At 36.7% G+C, this 26,979-nt stretch carries 23 protein-coding genes, 1 tRNA gene and 2 pseudogenes; 7 read left to right on the forward strand and 19 right to left on the reverse strand.

Annotated elements, in window-relative coordinates; genetic code table 11:
• Nucleotides 1–14: 14 nt before the first annotated feature.
• From KTR07_RS12795 to KTR07_RS12860, 14 genes and pseudogenes are all read right to left on the reverse strand, one after another.
• Entirely contained in the window at nt 15–1,010 is a 996-nt protein-coding gene (locus KTR07_RS12795) for a hypothetical protein (RefSeq protein ID WP_254306550.1), read from the reverse strand.
• A complete protein-coding gene (locus tag KTR07_RS12800) occupies nt 983–1,633 on the reverse strand; it encodes an HNH endonuclease (protein WP_117981763.1) in 651 nt (216 codons plus the stop codon). The genes KTR07_RS12795 and KTR07_RS12800 overlap by 28 nt, the downstream gene beginning before the upstream one ends.
• Nucleotides 1,630–2,577 (reverse strand): hypothetical protein, encoded by a 948-nt coding sequence (locus KTR07_RS12805; RefSeq protein ID WP_062694511.1) that lies wholly within the window; start codon nt 2,575–2,577, stop codon nt 1,630–1,632. The genes KTR07_RS12800 and KTR07_RS12805 overlap by 4 nt, the downstream gene beginning before the upstream one ends.
• Nucleotides 2,564–4,693: an AAA family ATPase gene (locus KTR07_RS12810; protein WP_062694513.1), complete on the reverse strand. Its 2,130-nt coding sequence runs from the start codon at nt 4,691–4,693 to the stop codon at nt 2,564–2,566. Before KTR07_RS12810 ends, KTR07_RS12805 begins: the two co-directional genes overlap by 14 nt.
• Complete coding sequence (locus KTR07_RS12815) at nt 4,690–6,114, reverse strand: DNA double-strand break repair nuclease NurA (RefSeq protein ID WP_062694515.1); 1,425 nt, start codon at nt 6,112–6,114, stop codon at nt 4,690–4,692. Before KTR07_RS12815 ends, KTR07_RS12810 begins: the two co-directional genes overlap by 4 nt.
• 12 nt (nt 6,115–6,126) lie before the next feature.
• On the reverse strand, nt 6,127–8,145 hold the full coding sequence (locus tag KTR07_RS12820; protein WP_062694517.1) for an ATP-binding protein: 2,019 nt from the start codon (nt 8,143–8,145) through the stop codon (nt 6,127–6,129).
• Entirely contained in the window at nt 8,123–9,142 is a 1,020-nt protein-coding gene (locus tag KTR07_RS12825) for a site-specific DNA-methyltransferase (RefSeq protein WP_062694518.1), read from the reverse strand. The genes KTR07_RS12820 and KTR07_RS12825 overlap by 23 nt, the downstream gene beginning before the upstream one ends.
• A gap of 293 nt (nt 9,143–9,435) precedes the next feature.
• Entirely contained in the window at nt 9,436–9,717 is a 282-nt protein-coding gene (locus KTR07_RS12830) for a hypothetical protein (RefSeq protein ID WP_254306551.1), read from the reverse strand.
• 321 nt (nt 9,718–10,038) lie between these two features.
• Nucleotides 10,039–10,961, reverse strand: a pseudogene (locus KTR07_RS12835) (DUF5712 family protein).
• 4 nt (nt 10,962–10,965) lie between these two features.
• Nucleotides 10,966–11,550 (reverse strand): annotated as a pseudogene (locus KTR07_RS12840) (BfmA/BtgA family mobilization protein).
• 139 nt (nt 11,551–11,689) lie between these two features.
• Entirely contained in the window at nt 11,690–12,073 is a 384-nt protein-coding gene (locus tag KTR07_RS12845) for an RteC domain-containing protein (RefSeq protein WP_062695893.1), read from the reverse strand.
• 4 nt (nt 12,074–12,077) lie between these two features.
• Nucleotides 12,078–12,359 (reverse strand): hypothetical protein, encoded by a 282-nt coding sequence (locus KTR07_RS12850; RefSeq protein WP_062694520.1) that lies wholly within the window; start codon nt 12,357–12,359, stop codon nt 12,078–12,080.
• Between the two features lie 66 nt (nt 12,360–12,425).
• On the reverse strand, nt 12,426–13,076 hold the full coding sequence (locus KTR07_RS12855) for an HAD family hydrolase (RefSeq protein WP_113748173.1): 651 nt from the start codon (nt 13,074–13,076) through the stop codon (nt 12,426–12,428).
• Nucleotides 13,073–13,678 (reverse strand): sugar O-acetyltransferase, encoded by a 606-nt coding sequence (locus KTR07_RS12860; RefSeq protein ID WP_117981767.1) that lies wholly within the window; start codon nt 13,676–13,678, stop codon nt 13,073–13,075. The genes KTR07_RS12855 and KTR07_RS12860 overlap by 4 nt, the downstream gene beginning before the upstream one ends.
• A 201-nt stretch (nt 13,679–13,879) precedes the next feature.
• Between KTR07_RS12860 and KTR07_RS12865 the strand changes: the two genes are divergently transcribed.
• Complete coding sequence (locus tag KTR07_RS12865; protein ID WP_113748175.1) at nt 13,880–14,764, forward strand: AraC family transcriptional regulator; 885 nt, start codon at nt 13,880–13,882, stop codon at nt 14,762–14,764.
• 49 nt (nt 14,765–14,813) lie between these two features.
• Here the strand turns inward: KTR07_RS12865 and KTR07_RS12870 are convergent.
• The 3 genes from KTR07_RS12870 to KTR07_RS12880 all read right to left on the reverse strand — a co-directional run bounded on the left by KTR07_RS12870 (nt 14,814) and on the right by KTR07_RS12880 (nt 16,733).
• Nucleotides 14,814–14,886, reverse strand: a tRNA-Lys gene (locus KTR07_RS12870).
• Between the two features lie 94 nt (nt 14,887–14,980).
• Entirely contained in the window at nt 14,981–16,114 is a 1,134-nt protein-coding gene (locus KTR07_RS12875) for an AI-2E family transporter (RefSeq protein ID WP_008764031.1), read from the reverse strand.
• 19 nt (nt 16,115–16,133) lie between these two features.
• Nucleotides 16,134–16,733 carry a thymidine kinase gene (locus KTR07_RS12880; protein WP_008763837.1) on the reverse strand — a complete coding sequence of 200 codons (600 nt, stop codon included), beginning with the start codon at nt 16,731–16,733 and terminating at the stop codon, nt 16,134–16,136.
• Nucleotides 16,734–16,874: 141 nt separating this feature from the next.
• On the opposite strand from KTR07_RS12880, the gene KTR07_RS12885 reads away from it, so the two are divergent.
• The 5 genes from KTR07_RS12885 (at nt 16,875) to KTR07_RS12905 (ending at nt 20,686) form a co-directional block, all read left to right on the forward strand.
• Entirely contained in the window at nt 16,875–17,600 is a 726-nt protein-coding gene (locus KTR07_RS12885) for a hypothetical protein (RefSeq protein WP_165938104.1), read from the forward strand.
• 6 nt (nt 17,601–17,606) lie between these two features.
• A complete protein-coding gene (rsmI, locus tag KTR07_RS12890; RefSeq protein ID WP_113748177.1) occupies nt 17,607–18,281 on the forward strand; it encodes a 16S rRNA (cytidine(1402)-2'-O)-methyltransferase in 675 nt (224 codons plus the stop codon).
• A gap of 34 nt (nt 18,282–18,315) precedes the next feature.
• A complete protein-coding gene (locus KTR07_RS12895) occupies nt 18,316–19,170 on the forward strand; it encodes a hypothetical protein (RefSeq protein WP_217315434.1) in 855 nt (284 codons plus the stop codon).
• A 102-nt stretch (nt 19,171–19,272) separates the two neighbouring features.
• A complete protein-coding gene (locus KTR07_RS12900) occupies nt 19,273–19,965 on the forward strand; it encodes a YjjG family noncanonical pyrimidine nucleotidase (protein WP_113747846.1) in 693 nt (230 codons plus the stop codon).
• A 61-nt stretch (nt 19,966–20,026) separates the two neighbouring features.
• Nucleotides 20,027–20,686: a MarC family protein gene (locus KTR07_RS12905; RefSeq protein ID WP_010535335.1), complete on the forward strand. Its 660-nt coding sequence runs from the start codon at nt 20,027–20,029 to the stop codon at nt 20,684–20,686.
• A 127-nt stretch (nt 20,687–20,813) separates the two neighbouring features.
• On the opposite strand, the gene KTR07_RS12910 is transcribed toward KTR07_RS12905, so the two are convergent.
• Together KTR07_RS12910 and KTR07_RS12915 are read right to left on the reverse strand one after the other, a co-directional pair.
• On the reverse strand, nt 20,814–22,223 hold the full coding sequence (locus KTR07_RS12910; RefSeq protein WP_113747844.1) for a RagB/SusD family nutrient uptake outer membrane protein: 1,410 nt from the start codon (nt 22,221–22,223) through the stop codon (nt 20,814–20,816).
• A gap of 19 nt (nt 22,224–22,242) precedes the next feature.
• The gene (locus KTR07_RS12915) at nt 22,243–25,338 is read right to left on the reverse strand and encodes a TonB-dependent receptor (protein WP_224200478.1); all 3,096 of its coding nucleotides are present in this window, start codon (nt 25,336–25,338) and stop codon (nt 22,243–22,245) included.
• 450 nt (nt 25,339–25,788) lie between these two features.
• On the opposite strand from KTR07_RS12915, the gene KTR07_RS12920 reads away from it, so the two are divergent.
• On the forward strand, nt 25,789–26,979 hold the full coding sequence (locus tag KTR07_RS12920) for a site-specific integrase (protein ID WP_217315435.1): 1,191 nt from the start codon (nt 25,789–25,791) through the stop codon (nt 26,977–26,979).

Below are 26,979 nucleotides of genomic sequence, written 5' to 3' on the forward strand. Positions count from 1 at the left end.
GCAAAGATCGAGACTTAAAGATACAAAGACAACGGGTACTTTATCGGGGGCTTACTTTTGCCTACACGTTCGCAATGCGTTACAGCCCATTGATTTTTATAATTGACACTTCCAGACAAGGGATGAACCTCATAATCTTCATCTGCTTCATATACTGCCAATACTTTGTCGGAAACATATACATATTCAAATGGTATTTCATGTCTTGCTCGCCACTCTGTTACTAATCCATCAATTCCTTTCCAATAATGTCCTACAACTGTTTTCTCTTCATTATTATGATCACTATTTTCTAGTAAAACTTTGAATCCATTTATTTCTAAGCGAGCTATATTCTCTTTGTGGTCCAATCTACTAATTTTTACTTCAAACTGTTTGAAATCTTCTAAAAAGTGTTTCTTATCTTTAAGCAGAATGTAGATTTCTTCATCTATTGGAATATCTCTTTTTATCGTAAATATCTGTATGGCAGTTTTCTTTCTGAAAGTCAAATAAGCTTCTAGATATTCTTTTTTGATCCTCACATAAGTTTTAGAATGAGTAGGATATTTATATTGGGATAAAAGCTTGTTTCTCACTACATCATATTCAGGTTCCTTTAAGTCATCCCATAAAATTTCGTCCTTCAGCAAACGTGGTGATAATTTGAATGCACTTAAAAAGCCTTGGTCAATCATTAATGTGGTATGATTTCCTAAACACCAAGAAACAACTAATGGTTCTGCTTTTTTTAACCCAGAAGATTTTGAAAGGTATAACCAAAAGGAAGGTTTGTATCTGTAATCTTTATCGTAATATGCACTTGAATTATTTACAACTGGATTTATATGTGATGATTTAATTTTTCTTATCAATGTGTCGGAAATTAAAGCTGTATTTGTGTCTATTGTTTTAGTTAGTCCATCAGCAAATGTTGTACTAAGTTCAGCAACAGTGATATAATCATCCGAGGATATATCTAGATCTTTAAGGAATTTCGCAATTATTTTTTCAGTGTTTTTTGATTCCATTTTTCATTAAGAGTATTGTGATATTTAATATTCGCATTCGCTATATTATGCTTAAGCACCTTAAATATTTCTTTATTTAAGTAAATTGCTTTATACTCTAATAGAGTATGGCAATTGGGACATACACAAACCATATTGTCTAAAGTGTCACTACCATTGTGAGGCTTGCCAAGAGGCCAAATATGATGAACTTCTGAATAATATTTATTTTCACCAATCTTTATTTGTGTACCACAAATTTGACATACGTTATTGTATCTTATTTTAAGTTCATCTACTAATTTTTGATTTCGAAGGATTGCCTCTATTTCTCGTCTTATTCGTCTTGCTTCTTCTGGAGATTTTTTTAAACTAACAATTTCTTCAATATACAATTTGTCCAGATTATTAAAATGGATGTATTCAACCAAAGAACTTAATCCATTTTTAATATGCAAGTCTTGCTTTATTTGCAAATTATAATTAGCATGATATTCCTCTTTATTTGAGAAAATAACATAACCTCCCTTGTCAAACAAAACACCCGGAAATTTAGTGAGATTATGATACCACTTCCCATCTTCCCGATAGAGTGCCTGTTTAGCCTCTATGTCTAATATTTTAATTAATACATTCCCAGTCATATAAAATATATTTCTTCAAAGTATTTTCTAATTATATATTTTGCTAGCCCTGAGTATTCTTGATTTATGTTCTTATATCTCTTGAGAATTTTTATCTCTTTTCTCATAATACCTTCAAACCAAATTTTCTCTTCATCAGATTGCTTTGCATACCTATTATAATTAATAATAGACTCTTCGGTTCGTTTTATTTGAGCTTTTATTTGAATAATTTTTTCTCTGCGAGCTTGAACAAGAGCTAACCTATTTAATGCATATACTTGAATGGATTTCTCTGCTCTAAGTATATTTCTCTGCTCTGTTAAATCACTATTGACAATAATAACACCGCTATCCTCATATTTAAAATAATTTTCTATATTTAGATCTTTACAAGGATTAAGCAACAATCTCTCTGTTTCTTCTAAGTCAAAAGCTTGTTGATAAGCATTCCTGTCAGAAAAATAAATTTGTCCATGAGTGTATTTTAATCGATATTGTTCAGAAACAAGTGGGAATTGATGCAATTTACCTAAGACAGTTTCTTTCAATATTCCATTAGCAATTATCGTATGGGTATTTGTTTGATTGCAAAAAGGGCAAGCAAATAATAAGTTTTCCCATTCTGCTGCCAGCCAATAATATCCAGGTTTTGTCGGAGTTGCCTCTTTTATTTCTCCTTTAGGTCTGAAATGTTCTATATCACCATTATATATACTGGTTATTTTACTTTCGCAATATGCACATTTCCCATTAAACATATTAAGTAGAACCTTCCTCACACTATCGTCCGAATATATTTTATATCCGACCGTTGTAGTCCCAGTTTTCCTGTAAGTAGATGTATGATTATTTTGATCACTAAAGAATTTTAAAGCGTCTATCGTTTCAAGTTCACCTTTACTTTTAGGATTTTTACCTTGTTTAAGGATATCTGGACAATCTATTCTATTAATCGTTATCATAATAATCAAGGTTTAAATTCGTCCAGATATCTTTCACTCGATTTATAACTTCTCTCTTCAAATTTTCTCTATCTAAAGGATTTTTATTATATGCAATTTCTTTAGCTAGCAATTTATCGATAACGGAATACATCAACTCTTCCCGCAAAGATATCCCTAATTGCTGTTTATCTCTAAGTTTATCTCTTAAGCGAGTAATTTCTTCTTGATCTTCCACAGAAGCTTTTTCATCTTTAGCCAATAATTCGTAGTATCTATTAAAATAAGCTTCTGTCTCAGGATCAACCAAGCTGCTTAAGCCAAAAAACTCAGAAGCTAAAATTTGATCCACGCGTAAAGTCGATGGATCAGGTAATTGTCTTATTCCTATAACTTCACCTTCAATATTCTTAAGAAGAAGGATTTCATCCCTTTTAGCACCTCTCAGGCAAAGAGGATGATGAGTTGATATAATAAAATTAATATTGGGAAATACTGTACGTAATTGCTTGACTATGGACATTTGCCATCTAGGATGTAGTTGGTTTCCGAGTTCATCTATTAAAATAATACCTGTCATTTTATCCATATCAGACTGTGCATCAGATAACTTCATCATTATATCAACTGCAAGGATAATCGTGCTTTTAAAACCATCACTTAGTTCAGAAAACAGTTCTTCTGATTTTTTAAACATTATGTTATTATCTTTTATAGTCAATTCATTGCATGAAAAATCATGTGGTAGTAGTTGCTTTATTGAATATGCTACTCTTTCAAAAAACACTGGATCTTTCCGATAGATTGATTTTAACCATTTAGTAATATCATTAAGCGGTTTTATAGGCTGAAATAGATTTTCATAACTAACATTATTTGTATCTTGTATTTTTATAGATTCAGAATCGACTTCTTCAACAGAAAGCCTTAGTGAACCATATCCCATTAAATAAGAATTAAAAGAACCTTCTTGCTTAATTGTATTATCTTTTCTTGTAAGTATAGTGCGAATTATATTACTGCTATTTCTCTCTTTTATCTCAATCTCTGCTTTTTGCTTTCGTTTCTTTATAAGACTTTTAATAAGAGTGGAAGTTATGATTTTTGCATTTGCATTTAAGCCAACGGCTATTGCTTGTAATATAGAACTTTTTCCTACTCCATTTTCACCAAGAAGAATTAACCATGATTTATTATTTAATTCATCTTCCTTAAACTCAATTTTCAAATTTTCAATAGACTTGAAATTTTTGATATGAATGTATTCGATGGGGAAATAGTCATTCGCCAAATATCTCTTGTCTTCATTCTTTATTAGTATTTTATTATTTTGATTTCTATCGTTAAGCCATTCCCTATCATGATTTTTGATATTAAACTCTAAATCTAAAAGAAGATTATCTCCTAATTCATTCAATAGTACCCATTTTTTATATCCGAAAAAAGCAGTAGAATCATTGTCATACTCAAGTATCCGTTGTAGATAACTTATCTCATTTTTATCAATAGACCGTACTCCATTTTTATTTATTTTTTCTAAAATAGTTATTATCTCTTTTCTCGCTTTCTTTCTTCCTTCTATTAAGTCGGTTCTATCATTAAGTCTTAATAGATCTACGGTTTGCTCCCCTTCACGTGTTTTTATTTGGATATGGCCATCATGATTATAATAGAAATGCTCTTGAGGATCATCCACACATGGGTTTAAGAGAAGTCTCTTTTCTTGATCCAAATTATCTTTTACTTTTAATGCTCGGACACCCTGAATAGGGAAATAATTTGCTTTATATTGATTGCACTCCTTGCAACTATAAATTAAATTGTCCCATTCAAAAGTAAGCCACCAATACAGATCTTGATTGTATCCATCTTTATCTCTTACTCCATTATGTGGTCTATATCTATCAATTACACCTTTTTCTGGAGATTCAATTATTGTTTCACAGTAACCGCATTTTCCATAAAATATTTTGTGTAAATCTTCTTTTAATTTTATATCTATTTCCTTATTAAAAGGAAATAGATATCTTTTTTGTTCCCGATTTGAGGCATAGAATGTTCTCATTCTTTCACGGGCAATTTCAACTTTCTCTGAGGATAAAAACTCCGGTGCTTTTCCTTTTTCTATTTTTATCATTCTGAAATATTCTGTTTGGTAAAGTGACGAATAATATTAGAGCCTGGATAATTTGAGAGTGATACTAGTTTATTAACAAGTGCTATAGGGATTATTGCATCTTGATAAATATCACATTTCAGCAAGTCAATATTTAATAATATCTCTTCTATATTTTTCAAATCGCCTAATTGTGGTCGTGAATAGTAATGATGAGTCTCTACTGGTAAAGTCAATACATAAAGCTTCTCTTCTTTTGATTTATATATAAACTTACCTCCATAATACGATGTTCTTGCATACTCCATATTTCCATCGGCTGGCATGATATATTTGTAAATGTGATCATTGTCCATCAGAAATATCTGTCCCGGTTTCATCTTATCTGCAATTTCCTTTGCATGATCCACAAAAGCACCGCTTTTCTCAATTCCAATAATATTTACATTGTTGTTTTTTCGTAAAAAATTCAACAAATGTCTCATAGGTTTATACATGTTTGCTGTTTGCCCCACAAAACTTAGAGGTCCATCTTTAACAAGGAGAAACTCATCCAAAAAACCATGCTTTATTTGAGTTAATATTCTTATAATATGAACCAATAAAAGATTCTCTATGGCTGATAAAAGATAGCCCAGGACACCTCCTGCGCCTAACTCATTGTCAACAGCTTCAAACATCCTAAAAACATCAGTTAAGAATATATCTTCTCTACAATGAGGACATTTCCATATATAAGAGTTCTTATTTAGATTAGCTTCATTGAGTAGAATCTCTGGCTCCTCACAATTTGGACATCGAGAGAGCTGATATGCTTTATTATTGCATGAAGTGCATTTATATAGATAATCTTCTGTACTTATTTTATGAAAAGAACAAGTACAATCATTCGAATTATTAACAAGCTCAGCAAATTCATATTTCCTAAAAAGGAACCAATATAAAGTATTCATCAATGATGTATCATCTTGATCTTTATGCATAAAGAAATCATAAATGACTTTTCTTACCGCATATTTAAGACTTGTCTGTCCTTCTAGGAGAAGATTTTTGGTTGGCAATGCAAGCTTATCAGGCATTAGTTTTTTTAGTTCAGCCATATCTTTAGGCGAAATGAATGGTTTTGCGTGCAAACCCTCTAAATACTTCCTTTCGATTAGCAGTGTCCCAAATTGGAAATAAGAGATTAAAGATGATGGAAATTTCTTTTTTACAGCAATGGTAGTATAACCTCCATCTATGGCTATTATATTTTGAATTCTATTTTTAGTTGGATAAGTGATGTCATGGAGTAAACTAGGGTTTAATTCTACATCTTTTCCTTCAAAGGGAATTACACATTTATTTATATATTGTTGAATATCTTTGTCTGCAATTATATGCCGATGCGAGATTTTACTCGCATATTCAAAAGGTTTTCCGGATGATTTGCTATATGACATATATAATAAATTTTACTCGAATAGATCTATTTGAACAGGTACTACAAAAGGATTGGAATAGGTTTTCATACGCACAAATCCTTTGTCATTTTTTGCACTAAAACGAATAAGAGAGTCTGCAAAATCACTAAAATCGTAGAATTTACGAAGCTCTCTGATCTCATCTTCATTATTCAAATGAGCAATGAACCAATTCTGTGTGTTTTTTAGTATATTAGAGCTTATAGAACTAACTTCCTGAGTTGCATAAATAAGACCTAAATTAAGTTTTGCTCCTTCCTTGGCAATACGATTATATATTTGGCTCAAATCTTTATCGTCTTTTTTAGGAAATAGGTTATGAGCTTCTTCGAAATAAAATTGCATGAAATTATTTGGTTTTGCATTGACAAAATTATTCATCGCTGTTTTAAACAATTTACGGCATATTCTTTCCGAAAATAATCTTTGAATGCTCGGCTCTCCTTGAGATAAGTCGATAATCACAATATTACCAGCTGTTAATTGATTATTTATTTCGATATCAAATGCGGTATCGATCGTTTCTGTATGTAATTCTTTTAGATCTCTCAGAACAGTATATCCATCAATTCTTCTCCCATCTTTTTCTCTAGATAAATAAGTTAAGGCTGCTTTTAAATCTTCATCTGCCCATTCTTTGCCCTGGTGTTTGTTTTTATAATCTACAAAATATTTGTTTGTATTATATTCTTTCCAAATGGATAAAAACCAATTGGTTGCTTGCTCTAAGGATAGTCCAGAATCAGGGATAACGGAACTATCAGTAGTCACCATTTTATTTAGATCTGCATTTCCTCTAAATATGATTTTAAAGCTGTTTTTTATAGGAAAACCAGCCCTATATAAACAGCATAAATATGCTGCTTTTAATCGATCATAACGAGTGCCTTCCGACGATGTAGGCTCGTAGTTATCAGGCTTTTCTAAAGTAATGGCTTTAAAACTATTGTGATATGTTGAACTAAAATTGATTAAATGACTTCTTATTAGCTCAAATCCAGCTTCAATTTCTTCATAAAAATTTACTTTCATTTGTTTAAATCCATCCTTTTTTAATACGCTATATCTTGTAACCTTATCTTTGTATTTTTCAAAAATTGCAGTTCCATCCTGTAGATTTTTATTGGCGTATTCACCATTTATATCAAATATAATCTGTCCAACAGGATATTTAGGTATATCGTCTTTTGTGAGAGGTTTTAATCTTTCTTCAAAACGTTCATTTGCTGATTTTAAATTGAGTGGAGCTTTTTGAGATAATTTTTCTGTTGCTTCTATGATTTTTTTTACTGTATTCGATTTTCCTGTACGAGTCATTCCAAAGAGTGCAGTTCTTTTGCCTAAAATATCTTTTGTATGAACGTATACTTTTGCGTCACCAGTAGATATCTTTGTCGATTGAACAGTTTTACTCGAGCTATATCTCACTTTGCCAATAGGAAATGTTGCATCTGGATTTAGTGGTGTTGCATCATCGGGATTATTTACAACAAATTCTAGGTATTCATTTGTTATTTTATAAACTTTATAATAATGCGCAGAAAAAAAATTCTCTACATCTGCTCCAAATTCAATTTTACCATTTTCATTTTTGTAGAAAGTTCCTAAAATAGAACATTCAATGCCAGAAAAGCTAAACTCGAAACGTGTAAAATCATCTAATGCATTACCTTTTGATTTCGTGGTAGTGATATCAACATCTTCCTTGTAAAATTCAATTTTAGAGGTTATTAAGTCACTGTCACTTGGAATTGCACATGGCTTTATAGCTCTTAATAATATAGCTTCTTCACTTTGAACAGTGTTAAAAGGGTTGTTGTAAAATGCAAGCATTAGACATCCTTGAGGGACGCCTCCTGATTTATACTTCCAATCATCACAAGTAAGTAGGTTGGCTTTTTTATAGTCTAGATAAAATGGATAACCTACAAAATTATCTGCTAAAGTTGCTACTTGAAAAATATCTGTTTCCGCGATCTTCTCAAGTCTATTTTTTATGTTTTCTTCCATTGCTAGTTTCTTTTAAAGATGAGTTTAATTCCGGTTCACTAAATCTGAGAATGGCTTGTTTAATGTAATTTTCTTTTACTTCAAAAGATATCCATTTTCTTTTTAATTTTTCAGCGCAATATCCTGTTGTGTTGCTTCCTGAAAACGGATCTAATACGAGATCATCCTCATCAGTGAGAAAATTAATGAAAAAATTAATTAACCCACCATTCATTCGAGCTGGATGAGGTGTTATATTTTTTTTTCTGCAAGTTTTCAAAAAGTAATCATTCGAGTTCGTATTTGAGAAACTCAGAACGCTATGAGGGAGTCTGACTTTTCTTTTTTCATCAACAGATTCCATTTCAAAAAAATTATGAGAAATGCTCCCTCCATGATCTTTTAAAAAACCTGATTCACTAATATTATGTTCAGAAGGGCGCTTTCCTGCATTGTATTTCCCTTTCTTTAAAAGTTGTTCCATACTTTTGCTATATGGTCGTAATACTTTAGTATTATCCGCTTTGGGATAATCATTTTTCGCCAACCACCACACATGAGTATAGCTATCTACTGTTCTTATACGATTTACAGTTACCCATTGAGCTGGCGATGGTAGTTTAGATGGATTATAGCATATAAATTCTTGTATTAACCTTAAATTTGCAGTGGGATGCTTTACTAATCCAAATAAACATTCTAAATGTAACAGAGACTGAACAGGTCTTTCAGGTTCCCACGCATTCCCTATTTCTATAACAAGAGAACCATCATCGGCCAGCAAATCTGAAAAAATTGGAGCAAGGTCAGTAAACCACTTCAAGTATTCATCTCCCTTTTCATTGCCATATTGCTTCTTATTGTTAAGTGGGAAAGGGGGAGATGTGACAATTAAATTCACTTTTCCTTTTAGCTTGTTTAAATATTTCTTGCTCTTGAGTAATTCTATGGAATTACCTTGAATTAGAGAACCTAATTCTGATTTAAAAAATTTTACTATATTCTTTTGCTCTTCCATTTTGTCACTATTTACATTCAGAAAAATGAATTTATATAGATTAGCTGTATCTTTTCAACTAAATTCACTTTTGTCTTATCCCACATTCTCTTATTATCATATTTAACGCCTTGTTTTAAAAATAATAAAAATATCATTCAAAAACTCTCTGTCTATCATCTTTTCCTCCATATTAGAAAAAAAACTATTTTTTGTATTTCCTACAACAAAATCTCGAATAGGCTGTTGCACATTAATTTGATATTCCATATGTTGGTGGTCAGCACCATATAAAGCAACTGCGAAATATAAGCTTATATCGTAGTCTTTTTCAAATACCTCATCAGTTCATCGATATACAGATAGACAGGAAAGGTGCCATTTTCTGCGTATTCAGGAGAAAGTACTATATAAAAGTCTTTTCGGATAGTCGCTATTATGCTATCTGCTTTTAAGTGAATTTTTTTTTTGCGAACAGCTTGTTTTGATGGGTCAAAAACGTTTTTTAACTCATCAAAAGTAAATGAAAACCTGCCTTTAAATCGAATACTAAGCAGACAATCATCAATATACTCATGTTTTTTTCTCTTTTCCAATTCGTAAATAATTAGCACAAATGTACGAAATGTGTTCGTAATCGCAAATTATTTATTATGAAAGATACAGAATTTATCAAGAATACGTCCAAGTAAACGACTGAAAGGCATAGGAAGATAAAGATCCCAATATCAACGCATATATTTTCCTTTTTATTCTTGTTAAACACTTCTCCTATGGGAAGATTGCATAAAGCAATGTTTTTAGAAGATTTACTCTTATTGTAAGCGAAAAGGAAGAAATCTTCTAAAACCCGAAGGGCTTGGCATTTCCGTTTCAGACTTGGAATATACCTTGTTTCACAAATATAAAATGGATTATTACCACTTAAAGCCTCGTTGGGACTTCTTCTTTTTTCTTTTCACGGGGATTTGTTGTTCATCATTACTGTTAGGTTCAGGAGTAAGCAAACTTAATGCAGAAGATAATCCCAAATCTGGAAGATTAAAACTTTGCTTATTTTCAGTATTGTTTAAAAGGTTATCGGCTTGTTTATATATAACCTTGTTTTCAACCTGTTCGTCCTGCTTATCTGCATACAACCCTGTTTTTTTACTGGCAATCTGTCGTTCCTGCATACTGAGTTGGTCGGAGATACTGCCATTCTTCATCGCGTTATAATATTTAAAAGATTCGGTTAGTTGTTTATCATAGTTGAATAACCTGTCAAATCCTAGTTCTGCTTGTTGAAATAAGTCTTTTCTATCAAAACCGCCTTTAACAGTTCCTTTCTTAGTATTCTTATGGTTGGTAAGTGGGGATAGTTTTTTCTTATTAGATTGATCTTTTCGACTTACTATCAAATGAGAGTGTGTATTTAGTCATTGTCTGAACGGCTACGGCCAATATGAATCTTACCATAGAATTTTATATCCGAAGCGGATAATTCTTTGTTGAAGTTCTTGGCATATTCAGGAATAAATACCTCACGAATATACCGTTTCATAGCTTTGGCTTGTTCCTGCTCTGTATTACCCATCACCTGGAGTTCTTTTTCCGATGGGCTGGCATGGATAGCATAAAACTTAGCATCTGTCTTTAGGAGTTGCTCTATATTGGTATCTATATCTTTTATAACCTTTGATTTATAGATATTATCCTCTGTAAGATTGAAAAAGCCTTCGGTATAGATACCCTTTTCCATTCGTTCTAAATCTTCGTGTTCCATGTAATTAGCTAGCTGTCAGTATTTTCCAGAATTATTATATGTTCCGTTTGATGGTGGAGCAAAGTCTATGTGCATAATCCTATGTTTTTATCAAATTATTGATTTCGGCTTTTAGGTTCTCTTTCCGTTTGCTATCCATAACCCCACAAGCAGAAAGTTCCGAATAGAGTTATATTAGGTGAAACAACTTTTTATAATTCCGTTGGTGTATCTGGTAGAGAGTATTTATTTGTTTGGATTGGTTGTTTATTACATCGGCATGATTACAAAACTGCTCACTTAGTTTTTTAAGTACGGCTGTTTGTCTTTCCAGACTGGCTTCCAGTTGAGAGAGAATAATAGTTTCTAAAGTTTTGCCGATAGCATCGAAACGCAAAGCGATAGAATTTGTAGCCCGTATTATGGGATTCAGTTATTCTTCTTCGTAGTGACGAATGAAACGGATAATATCATCTTGTCTCTTATTTATTTTCGCCAGTTTTGATTTTACAGGTTCCGGTGCTTCGGATGGGTTGATATGTGCCTTGTCTATATATCCGAACGCCAGTTTTACAATTTCACTCTTTTTCAGTGAATAGCGTTTGCATATTTTCTCTACCAAAGCTGCTGTTTTCTTGTCTATGGAAATGGTAGTGAATATCGTTTTTCGACTACTATTTGGCATGGTAATTACTTTTTTATAGAAATATGAATAGATAATACCTGATAATAAGCGTTGCAAAGAAAATGCTTATTACAGGCGTCATTACGAGGTTGTGTCAAAACGTTGGCACAACCTCAACAATTGTTGGTAAGTTCCTGATTTATAGATAGCCTTTATTTTTACTTTCTTCGGCAATAGCTTTGCGAAGTGTATCTAAAAAATCAGTTACTTTAGATGGCTTGCGCTTTATGACGCTTTCGTGTTTCTTGTGAACATCTCCTAATTTGATATTAAAGAGGTGTTCAAATGCTCTCCCAATTTCTGTTAATGGTGATTTTGTTCCAGCATGGGTTACTACTCTTTGTGATAGGAATAGTCCACTAATCAACTCCATGATTTCAACTAGGTTGGTATTGTCGGTCAAATAGAGTGGTGAAGGTGGAAGGCTGTTTATTCTATTTTGAAATTGGCTGGGGTACTGAATTTTTAGATTCAGCAGTTCTATTTCTGCGGTAATAGTAGCCTGTACCTTTTGTATGAACAGCTTTTTAAGCGTATTTTTTCCCCTGCCCGTAAAGAGGTATTGTTTCAAGTAAAGCTATCTCGATACGGGTAGCTGCAAGAATTCGATAAGTAGTTGAATAATCATTTCCATTACTTATAGTTCTAATCTGTTCAACAAATTCGCCATAGGCTTCTTGCATTTCATTATTAGTTACTTCTTGTGAGGTTTCAGAGAATAGTCCAAACATCCTCATGTTTAACAATACATTCATAAGCATAATTTTAATGGTAAGTATTATATAGAAAGACTTAACGTCTGATTTCATGCTTTTATGTTACCAATAAATATCCATTATGCCAGAAAATACTAAAATCAATCTACGAATATGAATCTAAACTAAATGAGCTTCTTTCTTTAGAAAAGAATGAAGTGATTTGATAGAACTAAACACATATCCTTGATTTTCCTTTTCTAATTTCTTCATTTTTGAGAGTGAGGCTATCCATGCAGCAGATAAGCATTGTATTCCAACTTTACTACAAGCGGTAATATCGGAAAATTCATCTCCAACATATACCATTTCTGCTGGTTGGATATTATATTTTGACATTAGTTCCGTCATTGATTCCGCTTTTGTGTTTCTATCTGGCGATCCGATTGAAATACTATCAAAAAGAGCTTCCATTTCAAAATGGTGAAGTGTAATATCACAACTCCTTTGACCTTTACCTGTTATTAAAGATACAATAATTGAGTTCTTCTTCAACTCTGTTATCAATTCTCTTATCCCCACAAATGGTTGAATGTAGACTGTGTGCATTTCTTTGTATTTCACATAAAAATCAATCAGAGCTTTTTCCCAATCTTCTGAAACGACCTCTTTAATCATTCCTTCTTCATTAAGTCCGAATGTTTTTACAATATCATCTTCTGACAATATTTTTGATGCATAGGGAGATACTGCCTGCTTAAAGGCTTCGATACACATTGGGATTGTATCGGCAATTGTACCATCCAAATCAAAAGCGACCAATTTTATCATAGTTTCTTAGTTTGATTGATTTGACGTATCACTTTACATGGATTTCCAACAGCTAAACTATTTGCCGGAATATCTTTTGTAACAACACTACCTGCTCCAATTACACTACCGTACCCAATTGTTATTCCGGAAAGGATTATTACACCTCCACCAATCCAGCATCCGTCCTCAATTGTAATAGGCAAAGCGTAAGTGCGGCGAACTCGCTTTATTCCATCTTCTGTTTCAACAGGCGCTAGCCGTTCATCTAAATCAATAGGGTGAGTTGCTGTATAAAGCTGAACATTAGGGGCAATAAGAACATTACTTCCGATAGTGATTTTATTACAATCCACAAAGGTACAACCGGTATTTACAGTAACATTATCCCCTATATGTATATTGCAGCCATAATCACAAATAAATGGACTGGCAACCGAGACTTTCATTCCGATACTACCTAGCATCTTTTTTAGCAAGCTGTGTTTTTCTTCTTTATCCTCATAAGGTAATGAATTATATTTCATCAATAACTTATGTGTTCGGGTCTTTAAATCCAAGAAAACTTGGTTGTGGCAATCATACCATTCACCAGCCAGACATTTTTCCATTTCTGTTTTCATAATTGTTACGTTTATAAGATTGAAACTATTTCGGTTATATCTTTTCTGCTTCTTCCTGAATAACGTTGTTTTGATGGTTCTAAAAAGTTCATAAGTAATCTAATTTTGATTTGTGGCAAAGTTATACCTATTTTATTTCAAATAAAGGTATATGTTTTCGTTATATTGGTATAATTCTGCTTTATGTGTTATATTTGGAGTATGAAAAAAGAAAATCTTCATCAACCATTTGAGATCAGCTTTAGCGAGCATAATGAATCGTTATTGACTGAGCATGAGCATACTTTTTTTGAACTAGTCTACATCTTAACAGGAACAGGTATTCAATGGATTAACAATAATATGTTCCCATATCATGATGGACACTTGTTCTTGATAACTCCAAATGATTCTCATTCCTTTGAGATTCACACAACTACAAAATTCATTAACATCAAGTTTAATGACATCTATATACATTCAGCCATATTTGGTTCAGAGAATATCCAGAGATTAGAATTTATTTTGCAACATGCAAATCATCAACCGGGTTGCATCCTTAGAAATAAGGTGGATAAGTTATTAGTGAAACCAATGATTGAAGCAATTATTCGGGAGTATGTAAATAGGAATCTGTACAGTAAAGAGATTATCACGCAGTTGATAAATACTATAATTATTGTCGTGGCAAGAAATATAGCTATGTTTCTACCTCAACAAGTCGATGAGTGTTCAGATGATAAGTCTCTCGATATTCTTCAATATATCCAAGTAAATATCTATCAAACAGGTAAAATTAGAGCAAAAGAAATCAGTCAGCACTTCGGTATATCTGAAAGTTACTTGGGACGTTATATAAAAAAGCACACCAACGAAACAATGCAGCAATACATATTAAGCTATAAACTAAAATTGGTCGAAAGCAGATTGTTACATAGTCAAATGAGAATAAATGAGATTGCCGAAGAACTAGGATTTACTGATGAAAGCCATTTGAGTAAATTCTTTAAGAAATACAAGGGATGTAGTCCTTCAAGTTTCAGAAAAAGTAATAATATACTTGAAACAGATGTTTCTTGCTATCTGCCAGAAAAAAGAAATCCCTGATAATGTTTGATTATCAGGGATTTTCTTAAATTACTTTTTTGAATTTCAGTGATCCAGCTGGGGCTCGAACCCAGGACCCCAACATTAAAAGTGTTGTGCTCTACCTGCTGAGCTACTGAATCAATCCTTATTTGCGAATCAGTTATTTCCTGATTGCGGGTGCAAAGGTAGTTACTTTTATTTAATTTGCAAGTGTTTCGTAGAAAAAAGTTCCAATTATTTTTCCTCTTTATCGCTTGTTTCTTGATTATCAGTAGTTTCTACTTCATCATATTTTATTCTTTCTTTGTTGATAATAAAGCGTTGATAGTAGGAAAGCATTAAAGTGGTCAGAGGCAAGGCAATTATCATGCCCAGCATTCCCATTAATGAACCCCATATAGAAAGGGATAAAAGGATGATGGCAGGATTCAGCCCCGTAATCTTTCCCATGATTTTGGGGACGAGGAAAGTATCCTGTATAATTTGGACGATGGCGAAGACTGCCAGTGCGCATGCAATGATAATCCAGAAATTCTCTCCCGTATCGGCAGCTTTGAGGATCGCCAATAGGACCGTAGGGAGGAAACCGATGATTTGCAGGTAAGGAACCATATTAAGCGCTCCAATGAAAAGCCCCAGAGCGATAGCCATCGGAAAATCGATAATAAGGAAGCCTATACTGAACAGAATCCCCACACAAAAGGCAACCAGTGCCTGACCACGGAAATACCGGTTCATGCCGTCCTGTACATCATGTACGAGGTTGGATGCGAAGGTACGATACTTGTTGGGCAGCAGATGCAGCCATCCTTCGGCTATGACTTCATAATCCAGCAATATAAAGATTACATATAATAATATGATAAAGGAGGCGAGAATGCTGAACAGGATATTGAGCGACTCCGCAAGCAGGGCCCACACTCTGGGCACCGTATCTTTGATGGCTGCAAGTATATTCTCTTCGCTTAGTATACGGTTGAGTGCCTGAAGATCAATATTCTCATGAATGAATTCGGAAAGATTCTTGGGCACATTATTCCCGGCTCCATTGGTGAGGTAGGTTACCAGTAAGTCATTCATCCTGCCTATTTCCGAAACCATGGGAGGCACCAACAAATAAAATAAGGATACTCCGACAAGAGTAATCAGAAACAAGGCGCAGAAGATAGAAACAATACGGCTCTTTAACCGTAGCTTATACTGGAAAAACTTGACTAACGGATAAACCATGTAGGCGATCAGCCAGGCTATAAAGAAAGGTAATAACACTCCGCTGAGCCGTTCCACAAGCATTAGTATCCCTACCACCAGTACACATCCGATGGAACCACGTATAAAACTGTCGAATGTTATCTTCTTTCTTTCCATATCTATTTTAATATAGAGTTTATATCTTCTGTCCGTCCTCTCCCCGTGCACGGAGGTAGCACTCCCTGCAAAGCGGCTCGTATTCGGCTGTTTCTCCTAGAAGTACCTGCTTGTCATTCTTGACGGTACGATGAGAGAAAGATGCCAGATCACCGCACTTCACGCAGATAGCATGAACCTTGGAGACCTCGTCGGCAATGGCACATAATTGAGGCATCGGTCCGAAGGGATTCCCTTTGAAGTCCATATCCAGTCCGGCGATGATGACACGGATGCCGTTATTGGCAAGCTGTCTGCATACGTCAATCAGTCCGTCATCAAAGAACTGTGCTTCGTCGATGCCGACTACATCTATTTCAGAAGTGAACAACAGGATACTAGCCGATGAATCGATAGGGGTGGACGCGATGGAATGACTGTCGTGTGATACCACGTCTTCTTCCGAATAACGGGTGTCGATGGCCGGTTTGAATATCTCTACACGCTGGCGTGCAAACTTGGCTCTCTTCATTCTACGGATCAGCTCCTCCGTCTTTCCGGAGAACATTGAACCGCAGATTACCTCTATTCTACCTCTTCTTCTGGTCTCTTGTATGTGGTCTTCTGAAAATAATACCATGTGATTTTTGTGCTTTCTTGATTAAATAAATGAGTGGACAAAGGTAAACAATTCGATGTACAAGAACTGTTAAATTATCCATTATTTTAAGTTATTGCATAAATTATTCCTACATTCGCACCATAATAACAATGGATGGAAATGAAACAGAAGCTATTAACAGATATTGAGCTGGATGTTCATGAGCTGAAGTTACTCATGAATACGTTTTCTAAAGAGCCGACTCAGACTTTGTCTGAACTGTTGAAGCGGAGCATCCTACGTATGCAGGAGCGTTTGGAACAGTTGTCGGAAGAGATAAGTGCTGTGCCGGTGGAAGCCTCGTCTTCTCCTGTAGCGGAAGCGGAAAGTGAAGCCCCCATTCCCATTGTTGAAGAACAAGCCTCTGTAATAGAGGAAGTTGAATGTCCGGCGATAGAAGAACCGGTCGTGGAAGAGAATGAAGCGACAGCACCGGGAGAAGATGAACCTGTGATAGTACAGGAACCGCAGACTGTTGTGGAAGAAACAGTTATTGAGGAACCTGTTGTCGAAGACGAAATGGAAGAGAAAGAAGCGGAAGATGAGTCGGAAGACGACGAATCGCTTCTGATAGAGGAGCCGAAAGCTGCCGTATTGGGCGAAAGCATAAAGATGGCTGCCGGATTACGTCATTCCATCAGCCTGAATGATTCTTTCCGTTTCTCACGTGAGATATTCGGTGGAGATCCTGAACTGATGAACCGTGTTATCGAGCAAATATCAGTCATGAGTTCTTATAAGACTGCCGTGGCATTTCTTGCCTCGAAAGTCAGCGTAAACGAAGAGAATGAGGCGATGACCGACTTTCTGGAGTTGCTAAAAAAGTATTTTAATCAATCAGCATAAAAGTTTATGGGAAAGTTATATGTAGTACCTACGCCGGTAGGAAATCTGGAGGACGTGACCTTTCGGGCAATCAAGGTGCTGAAAGAGGTCGATCTGATTTTGGCAGAGGACACACGTACTTCCGGTATTTTGCTGAAGCACTTTGAAATAAAGAACGCAATGCAATCTCACCACAAATTTAATGAACATAAAACGGTGGAAAGTGTTGTTAATAGAATAAAGGCAGGTGAAACTGTGGCATTGATTTCGGATGCCGGAACACCCGGGATTTCCGATCCGGGATTTTTGGTAGTCCGCGAATGTGTGCGCAACGGTATCGAAGTGCAATGTTTGCCGGGAGCGACAGCTTTTGTTCCGGCACTGGTAGCATCGGGACTGCCGAATGAAAAGTTCTGCTTCGAAGGGTTCCTCCCTCAGAAGAAAGGACGACAGACACGACTGAAGGCATTGGCAGAAGAACATCGTACTATGGTGTTTTATGAATCGCCTCACCGCTTGTTGAAAACGTTGACACAGTTTGCCGAATATTTCGGCACTGAACGTCAGGCAACCGTGTCTCGCGAAATTTCCAAACTCCACGAAGAAACCGTTCGGGGAAGTTTGGCGGAATTGATAGAACACTTTACCGCTACCGAGCCCCGGGGCGAGATTGTGATAGTATTAGCAGGAATAGACGATTAAAATAACTTCATTTAAAAACGTAAAACGTAAACGTATGAAAAAGTTAGCAGTTTTATTTATGTGCGCAGCCATGTTGGCTTCGTGTGACTTTAAAGGTGGAAGCAAAGACCTTAAGGCTGAAAATGACTCTCTTTTAATGGAATTGACACAGCGTAACGCTGAATTGGATGATATGATGGGAACTTTCAATGAAGTGCAGGAAGGATTCCGTAAGATCAATGCTGCCGAAAGCCGTGTGGACTTGCAGCGTGGTACTATTACCGAAAATTCAGCCAGTGCCAAGCAACAGATTGCTTCTGACATCGAATTCATCTCCAAGCAAATGGAAGAAAACAAAGCTCAGATTGCAAAACTGGAAGCTCAGCTGAAAAACAGCAAGTATAACTCTACTCAGATGAAGAAAGCTGTAGAAGCTCTGACTGCTGAATTGAAAGCTAAACAACAACGTATCGAAGAACTTCAGACTGAACTGGCGTCTAAGAACATTCGTATCCAGGAACTGGATGCTGCTGTCAGCGACCTGTCTGCTGCCAAAGAATCTTTGGCTGCCGAGAACGAAGCGAAAGCTAAAACCGTTGCCGAACAGGATAAGAGTCTGAATGCCGCATGGTTCGTATTCGGAACAAAATCAGAGTTGAAAGCCCAGAAGATTCTTCAGAGCGGTGACGTGTTGAAGAGCGCTGATTTCAACAAGGATTATTTTACTCAGATCGATATCCGTACAACAAAAGAAATCAAGTTGTACTCCAAACGTGCTGAACTGTTGACTACTCATCCGACAGGTTCTTATGAACAGGTGAAAGATGACAAAGGCCAGCTGACTTTGAAAATTACTAATCCTGCCGAATTCTGGAGCGTATCCAGATACTTGGTTATTCAGGTAAAATAAGGTAGACATACCTGGTTAGAATTGCCAATGTGCTGATTCCTGAATTCAAGAAATTAGCACATTGGCTTTTTTATTTCTCATATTATATATATCACGGAGCCAATGAAATATAAAAATCTCTTTTTTGACCTGGATGACACCATCTGGGCTTTCTCACGAAATGCACGCGACACCTTTGAAGAAGTATATCAGAAATATTCATTTGACCGCTATTTTGATTCATTCGATCATTATTACACACTGTATCAACGACGCAATACCGAACTCTGGCTTGAATATGGAGAGGGAAAGGTGACAAAGGAGGAACTGAACCGCCAGCGTTTCTTTTATCCCTTACAGGCAGTAGGAGTGGAGGATGAGGCTTTGGCTGAGCGTTTCTCGGAAGATTTCTTTGCCATTATTCCTACCAAAAGCGGTCTGATGCCCCATGCCAAAGAAGTGTTGGAGTATCTTGCCCCGCAATATAATCTGTATATCCTTTCCAATGGTTTCCGAGAGCTGCAGTCGCGTAAGATGCGTTCGGCAGGAGTAGATCGTTATTTTAAGAAGATCATTCTTTCGGAGGACCTCGGCGTATTGAAGCCCTGGCCCGAAATCTTTCATTTTGCTTTATCTGCCACCCAGTCCGAGTTATGCGAATCGTTAATGATCGGTGACAGTTGGGAGGCTGATATGACCGGAGCGCATGGGGTAGGGATGCATCAGGCTTTCTATAATGTGACGGAACGAACCGTCTTTCCTTTTCAGCCTACCTATCATATCCATTCACTGAAAGAATTAATGAATTTATTGTAGGTTTTATGGATTAAGTCGTATTTTTGTTGCATTTAATAAATGTATAAAATACGATAACATCATGGATAGTACGCTTCTGCCATTTGCCTTACTTTGTTTTACTTCGTTCTTTACGCTGACCAATCCTTTGGGGACAATGCCGGTCTTTCTGACCATGACACACGGAATGACAGATAAGGAGCGGCAGGCTATTGTGCGCCGTGCCACCATCGTGTCGTTTATAACGTTGATGGTGTTTGTCTTTGCCGGGCAGTTCCTTTTCAAATTCTTCGGTATCTCTACCAATGGTTTCCGTATTGCCGGTGGAGTAATTATCTTTAAGATTGGTTTTGATATGCTTCAGGCACGCTATACTCCGATGAAACTTAAAGATGAAGAGATTAAAACCTATGCCGATGACATCTCCATTACTCCTCTTGGAATTCCGATGTTGTGTGGTCCCGGGGCTATCGCTAACGCCATCGTTTTGATGCAGGACTCTCATACTTACGCCATGAAAGGTATATTGATCGGAACAATCGCTTTGATTTATCTGCTGACGTTCTTCATTCTCCGTGCTTCCACCCGACTGGTGAAAGTACTGGGAGAGACCGGAAATAATGTGATGATGCGTTTGATGGGATTGATTCTGATGGTGATTGCAGTGGAATGCTTTGTGAGTGGAGCGAAGCCGATATTGGCGGATATTGTGAGAGAAGGGCTGAGTGGTATCTGCAAGTAGAAGTTTGAATATGGGGAGGAACGGATAAGATTACTCTCATGTGTAAATTTGGAAATGAAAAATAAAAAGCGAGCCCGTTTAACTGCTTAAAGTTAAACGGGCTCGTTATTAAAATGGTTTCAGTGTATTAGTAACCTTCGTTTTGTTTCAGCTTACCGTTAGATACATTGATCTCGGAAACCGGAATAGGCATTACAGTACGATAGTCGTCATAGTTGATCGGACCGGCCGGAACCTGAGCATTCGTTACTGCCTTTTTGTTTCTCCATGTATCCCAGGCGTTATGACCTTCACCATAAAGTTCCAGTCTGCGTTCTGTCAGAATATCATCGATAGTAACAGAAGCAACATCTTCATAGTCGGCTATTCTTTGCTTACGCAAGTCATTGATATAGCTGGCAGGATCAGCACCACCTGCTTTTAATGCAGCTTCTGCGGCAATCAGATATACTTCGGACAGGCGGATTACTTTCGGATTATTTACATATATTTCTCCGTCGCGTCCCGGATACTTCTGGATATACCAGCCTTCGTTATCTCCACCGTCGCTTTCTTCAGCAATCAGAGTGCTGCGAACATCGTCCGGACGTTCTTGAAGGAAAGTTTTGAATGCATCGGTGATACCGGCTTCTGCATAACCTTCGGCATGTGTGTAGAATCCGAGAGAGTTACGTTGTGCATTGTAGAGTGAAGTAATCAGGAACTCGAAAATGCTTTCACTACTTCCAACTTTGGTCCATACTGTTTCGTATTCATCTCTGGTGTACAGCTTGTATGGAGATTTTTCGATTACATATTTGGCGTCCTCAAGTGCTTTACTGTTCTCATTCATGTAGAGATATGCACGGGCTCTCAGTGCACGGGCTCCCCAATAGTCGATATGACCGGCAGTTACTACCTTGCTGGTTTCTGGGAGATTATCCAATGCAGTCTTCAAGTCATCCAGGATGGTTTCGTAAGTTTTCGCAATAGTAGCTCTTTCTGCTGTATATCCGGATTCGAAAACTTCTGTAGACAATACGATACCCGGATCGCTGGCCTGTGCATTGCCAGGAAGTTTAGCGAACAAGCGGGCCAAGTCAAAGTGGAAAAGTGCCCGCAAAGCATACAATTCGCCTACCTGAACATCAACTTCAGCTCCTTCCAGACCGGATTTCTTAACTCCCTCCAAAACTTTGTTTATTCTTGCCAGAGAAAGATAAAAGCGTTTGTAGAAATAGTATGAATCAGAACTGTTCTTAGTAGCCTGGTAGGCATATACATCAACTGTTTGCTTATTGCTACCGATGGCTTTGAAGTCGCTGCCTCTTTGGTCGGCGTACAAGAAGAAATCACCTGCGTAGCTGCCACGTGGATTAGTTCCCGCGTCTATAGAAGAAGTCTGAGACTCATAAACACCGTTAACTGCAAACTGTAAATCTTCGAGAGTCTTAATAGCACCTTCTGAAGGCCATTCACTGGATGGCACTTTGTCGAAAGTATCGCATGAGGATACTGCCAACGTCAGTAATAGAATGGGTAAATATATTTTTTTCATTATTCAGTCTGTTTATAGATTATAATTTGATATTAATGCCGAATACACAGCTTCTCAATGCCGGTGTATCTGCCTGACGATAACCATTGATCGCTACATCCGGGTCAATGTTTTTAGTCTTCGACCACAACATAGCCAGATTGTTTGCTCTGAAGTAGATGCGGAAGTTGGAAATGTGCTTCTTCAATACCGGCAGAGTATATCCTACTGTCATTTCTCTCAGACGAATATTGTCAGTCGATTTGATTGTGCGGCTTGAGAATCTGTCCCAACGATAAGGGTTAGCGTAGATAGGCATCGGGTTGTCTACTTTATCACCCGGATTTTTCCAGTAGTTTCCGGCTACATCTTCTGACAGATTCATGGAACCGATTCTTACGCCATCATGATGAGAGAAATATCCCGGATAATCGAACATGTCACCACCAAACTGATAAGTGATCAGGAATGACAGGTCAAAGTCTTTGTATGTGAAAGTGTTGCTGAATCCACCGATAACATCAGGCAATGCTTTTCCTACAATTCCCTTACCTGCTTCGGAGTAGTCATTTACCACTCCCTTTGAGTGATCTTCAGGATCTAACCAGAATTCTCCCAAACCAGTTTCAGGATTTACACCTTTCCATTCGGGCAGATAGAATGTATACATTGACTCTCCCTCACGGTGCAGATACATTTCTCCGTCTCCATACTGGATATCTTTTCCTTCAGGAAGTTTGTCTACCAATGCACGTTGGTAAGTCAGGTTGAAGTTTGAAGTCCATGTAAAGTTCTTGTTGCTGATATTTTTAGAATTGAGTTCCAATTCGAAACCGTCGTTCTTCAATGCACCCAGATTTTCCCAACGGGAGTCAAAGCCGGTGATTAATGAAGTAGGTACTTCGAACAGCAAATCCGTAGTCTTCTTATTGTAATATTCCAGAGACAGATTTACGCGGTCGTACATATTCCATTCAATTCCCATATTGAAGTTCTTGGATTTTTCCCAGCTTAATTTGTCGTTTGCCATTCTTGACCAGTAAATAGCAGGAGCACTTCCGTATCCGGAACCTGTATACAGGTCCATGTAACCATAGTAATCTGAGGGCAAGTTACCGTTTGTACCATAAGATGCTTTGATCTTGAAGTCGGTAAATAACGGCATATCTTGCATAAATCCTTCTTTACTCATTCTCCATGCACCGGATACAGACCAGAAACTAGCCCAACGATTGTCTTCACTCAAACGTGACGAACCATCACGACGGAAACTGGCAGAAAGATAATACTTGTTATCATAGTTATAATTGCCACTTGCGAAATATGACATCATGCCGGCTCCCAAGGTTGAACTTGCAGCTTGGTCCGGTTGTCCGTTGGCCAATTCGGGATAGTGGCTTGAATAACGTTTGGCAACAGTTACAATCTGCAGCAGGTCTCTGTTTTCAACTTCGAAACCGGCCATCAAGTTCAGATTGTGCATATCTTTAAAAGTATCCGTGTAGTTTAATGTAGAAGAGCTGGTAGCTACGCGGCTTTCGAAGGTATAACGAGAACCCATTCCGCTGACGGAACCACCGTTAACACTGTTGCGATCCCAATATTCAAAGTGCTTGTTGTCTACATAGTCATAACCAAAGATAGAGTTAAGTGATAACTTATCACAGAATTTGATTGTTACATCTGCATTGGTCATGCTACGGAACATTTTGGTCTGAATCCACTCCAGAGCTGTATCGCTGTCTTTACCACCTAGCATCAGATGCGGGTTGGTAACTTTACCCCATGCTGCATTTTTATTATATGAACCATCTTCATTCTTTACCGGAGCAGTCGGGTCCATTGCGAATAAAATACCTATCGGAGAAGAAGTACCCATTCCTTGAGCCTGGTCTCCCTGATCGCGGAAACCATCTTGCGATGTAGCGGCTATCATTTGCTTGAGAGCTACGTTCAGCCAGTTATTTACTTTGTGATTAACGTTCAGACGACCGGAGATACGTTCGAAGTCACTACCAAGAACGATACCCTCGCTCTTATTGTAGCCAACTCCGGCATAGAACTGAGTCTTTGACGAACCGCCGTTGATAGATACCTGGTGATCTTGAGTGAAAGCAGTACGATAGATTTCTTTCTTCCAGTTCGTATTTACTTTACCGGATGGGTCATGGATAAAGTCAGCAACAGTAGCCGGTGAGTCGAGCAGAGGAATGAACATATCACCTCCGTTATCGATGTTGTTCAATGCTGCTTGTTTGCTATCTGTTATTCCGTAAGTAACCAGACAGTTGGCTAATGATTCGCGAGTGTAGTCAATCAAGTCGGCTGATCCCATCATATTGAAAGCATTTACAGCCATCTTGTTCCAGCCTACTTCACCTGAATAGCTGACATTCGTTTTTCCTTCTTTACCTTTCTTTGTGGTAATGATGATAACACCGTTTGCGGCACGTGAACCGTACAATGAAGCAGCAGCGGCATCTTTCAGAACAGTCATGCTCTCAATGTCTTCAGGATTCAGTGTACTCAATACGCTTTGAGTCTTACCGTAGTAGTTCATGTCGTCATCAGCCTTTGTTACGACACCGTCAATAACATACAACGGGCTTTTAGAAGCACTGATAGAACCGACACCGCGAATGTTGATTTCGGCCATAGATCCTGGGTCACCAGTTGCTGAGGCTGTGCGCACACCTGCCATTTTACCGGACAATGCCTTGTCAAAAGATTCTTTGGAACCGGAAACGATTTTATCTGCCTTAATGACAGCAGCTGATCCTGTGAATGAAGACTTCTTCGCAGTACCATAAGCCACAACAATAACCTCATCAAGATTTTGTGCATCTGATTTCAGTGTAACTTTCACCATTGGCTTGATTGCCACTTCTTGTGTTTGCATACCAATATACGAAATCTGCAAAGTCTTTGCAGAACTTGGTACGTTCGCCAAATTAAAATTACCATCGATGTCTGTGATTGTACCTTGAGTAGTACCTTTTACCAACACAGAGGCTCCAACAACTGGTTGCCCATCTTCTTCAGAAATCACAACGCCTGTGACTTTCTGAGTCTGAGCAGTTACTAGGCTTATGCCCACAAAAAGGCATGCCAATAACAGCATTAATTTTCTTTTCATAAATTCTCTCTTAAAGTTCAACTTTACATTAATTGTCTCTATACTCTAACAAGTTGCAAAATTATTAATAAATATGAAACTAACAATTAATTTGATAAAAAAAGGTTGTATATATAACATATTGTTATTTATAACATCGAAAATATGCTGATAAACATCTTTATTTGCTATAAATATTGTGATTTATCAAGCATGAAATGTCACTTTGTGAATGCAAAGTGTAGTAATTAACATTCTATTTGCTTGTTTTTGGATATAAAACTACCCTGCAAACGTTTCTTTTTGATTTATTATGAAGAAATGACGATAAAAAAATAGCATTTAAATTAAAGTTATGTAAATACTTAATTATTGAATTTTAATTTTTGCAGAAATTAATGCAGGTTCAACCTTAATTATAGCACAGAACTTAGTTTATTTTGTTCTTAGTATTAACTAAAAGACAATAGAATGAAGAAGATTAGTTACAGCCTTGTGTTTAACAGAAAAAAGAAGCTGAACAAAAAGGGAATGGCATTGGTACAAGTAGAAGCTTACTTAAACAGGAGAAAAATGTACTTCTCAACCAGGGTGTACCTCAAACCAGACCAGTGGGACGTAAAACGTAGAATGGTAAAAAACCATCCTAATTCAGATGCATTAAATCGAATGCTATATGATTTTATAGCCGACATTGAGCAGAAAGAACTGGGATTATGGCAACAGAGAAGATTAATATCCTTGGATTCGTTGAAAGACTCTATTGAAAAACCGGAAAATAATGGGAATTCATTTCTGACCTTTTTTAAAGAGGAAGTCAACAACTCTTCTTTAAAAGAGAGCACCAGGCAGAATCATCTTTCCACTTTAGAATTGCTGCAAGAGTATAAAAAGGACATTGTATTCACTGATTTGACATTCGAATTTGTGTCTTCATTTGATAATTATCTACAGTCCAAGGGGTATCATCTCAATACCATTGCCAAGCATATGAAGCATTTAAAACGATATGTGAATGTGGCTATAAATAAAGAGTATATGGATATTCAGAAGTATGCTTTCAGAAAATATAAAATCAAAAGCATAGAAGGGAGTCATACGCACTTGTCGCCGGAAGAGCTGAATAAAATGGAGGAGGTGAATCTGGAAGGGAAGTTTACGAAGTTACAAAAATCAAAGGATGCCTTTTTATTTTGTTGTTACGCCGGTTTGCGGTACTCTGATTTTATAAATCTGACTGCCGCGAATATTGTCGAACTCCATCAGGAGACGTGGCTGATTTACAAATCTGTTAAAACAGGTATTGATGTGCGCCTTCCTTTATATTTATTATTTGAAGGTAAAGGACTGCGGGTGTTGGAGAACTACAAAGACGATTTAAACGGATTCTTCAAGCTGAAAGATAACTCTAATGTGAATAAAGACTTGAATGCATTAGCCAAGCTGGCAGAAATAGACAAACGGATATCATTCCATACAGCCCGACATACAAACGCCACCTTATTGATATATAGTGGTGCAAATATAACGACTGTACAAAAGCTGCTGGGACACAAAAGTGTGAAGACAACTCAGGTATATGCAAATATCATGGACATGACTATTGTGCATGACCTTGAGAAAGCAGCCTATTCAAAATTAGCTAATAGACCAAAAAGCTAG

Source organism: Bacteroides sp. MSK.20.82 (assembly GCF_019052485.1).
Taxonomy (GTDB): Bacteria; Bacteroidota; Bacteroidia; order Bacteroidales; family Bacteroidaceae; genus Bacteroides; species Bacteroides thetaiotaomicron.

Coding starts and splice junctions, on each gene's coding strand:
- KTR07_RS12795 (WP_254306550.1), bottom strand. CDS start 1,010: ATGGAATCAAAAAACACTGAAAAAATAATTGCGAAATTCCTTAAAGAT.
- KTR07_RS12800 (WP_117981763.1), bottom strand. CDS start 1,633: ATGACTGGGAATGTATTAATTAAAATATTAGACATAGAGGCTAAACAG.
- KTR07_RS12805 (WP_062694511.1), bottom strand. CDS start 2,577: ATGATAACGATTAATAGAATAGATTGTCCAGATATCCTTAAACAAGGT.
- KTR07_RS12810 (WP_062694513.1), bottom strand. CDS start 4,693: ATGATAAAAATAGAAAAAGGAAAAGCACCGGAGTTTTTATCCTCAGAG.
- KTR07_RS12815 (WP_062694515.1), bottom strand. CDS start 6,114: ATGTCATATAGCAAATCATCCGGAAAACCTTTTGAATATGCGAGTAAA.
- KTR07_RS12820 (WP_062694517.1), bottom strand. CDS start 8,145: ATGGAAGAAAACATAAAAAATAGACTTGAGAAGATCGCGGAAACAGAT.
- KTR07_RS12825 (WP_062694518.1), bottom strand. CDS start 9,142: ATGGAAGAGCAAAAGAATATAGTAAAATTTTTTAAATCAGAATTAGGT.
- KTR07_RS12850 (WP_062694520.1), bottom strand. CDS start 12,359: ATGAAATCAGACGTTAAGTCTTTCTATATAATACTTACCATTAAAATT.
- KTR07_RS12855 (WP_113748173.1), bottom strand. CDS start 13,076: ATGATAAAATTGGTCGCTTTTGATTTGGATGGTACAATTGCCGATACA.
- KTR07_RS12860 (WP_117981767.1), bottom strand. CDS start 13,678: ATGAAAACAGAAATGGAAAAATGTCTGGCTGGTGAATGGTATGATTGC.
- KTR07_RS12865 (WP_113748175.1), top strand. CDS start 13,880: ATGAAAAAAGAAAATCTTCATCAACCATTTGAGATCAGCTTTAGCGAG.
- KTR07_RS12875 (WP_008764031.1), bottom strand. CDS start 16,114: ATGGAAAGAAAGAAGATAACATTCGACAGTTTTATACGTGGTTCCATC.
- KTR07_RS12880 (WP_008763837.1), bottom strand. CDS start 16,733: ATGGTATTATTTTCAGAAGACCACATACAAGAGACCAGAAGAAGAGGT.
- KTR07_RS12885 (WP_165938104.1), top strand. CDS start 16,875: ATGAAACAGAAGCTATTAACAGATATTGAGCTGGATGTTCATGAGCTG.
- rsmI (WP_113748177.1), top strand. CDS start 17,607: ATGGGAAAGTTATATGTAGTACCTACGCCGGTAGGAAATCTGGAGGAC.
- KTR07_RS12895 (WP_217315434.1), top strand. CDS start 18,316: ATGAAAAAGTTAGCAGTTTTATTTATGTGCGCAGCCATGTTGGCTTCG.
- KTR07_RS12900 (WP_113747846.1), top strand. CDS start 19,273: ATGAAATATAAAAATCTCTTTTTTGACCTGGATGACACCATCTGGGCT.
- KTR07_RS12905 (WP_010535335.1), top strand. CDS start 20,027: ATGGATAGTACGCTTCTGCCATTTGCCTTACTTTGTTTTACTTCGTTC.
- KTR07_RS12910 (WP_113747844.1), bottom strand. CDS start 22,223: ATGAAAAAAATATATTTACCCATTCTATTACTGACGTTGGCAGTATCC.
- KTR07_RS12915 (WP_224200478.1), bottom strand. CDS start 25,338: ATGAAAAGAAAATTAATGCTGTTATTGGCATGCCTTTTTGTGGGCATA.
- KTR07_RS12920 (WP_217315435.1), top strand. CDS start 25,789: ATGAAGAAGATTAGTTACAGCCTTGTGTTTAACAGAAAAAAGAAGCTG.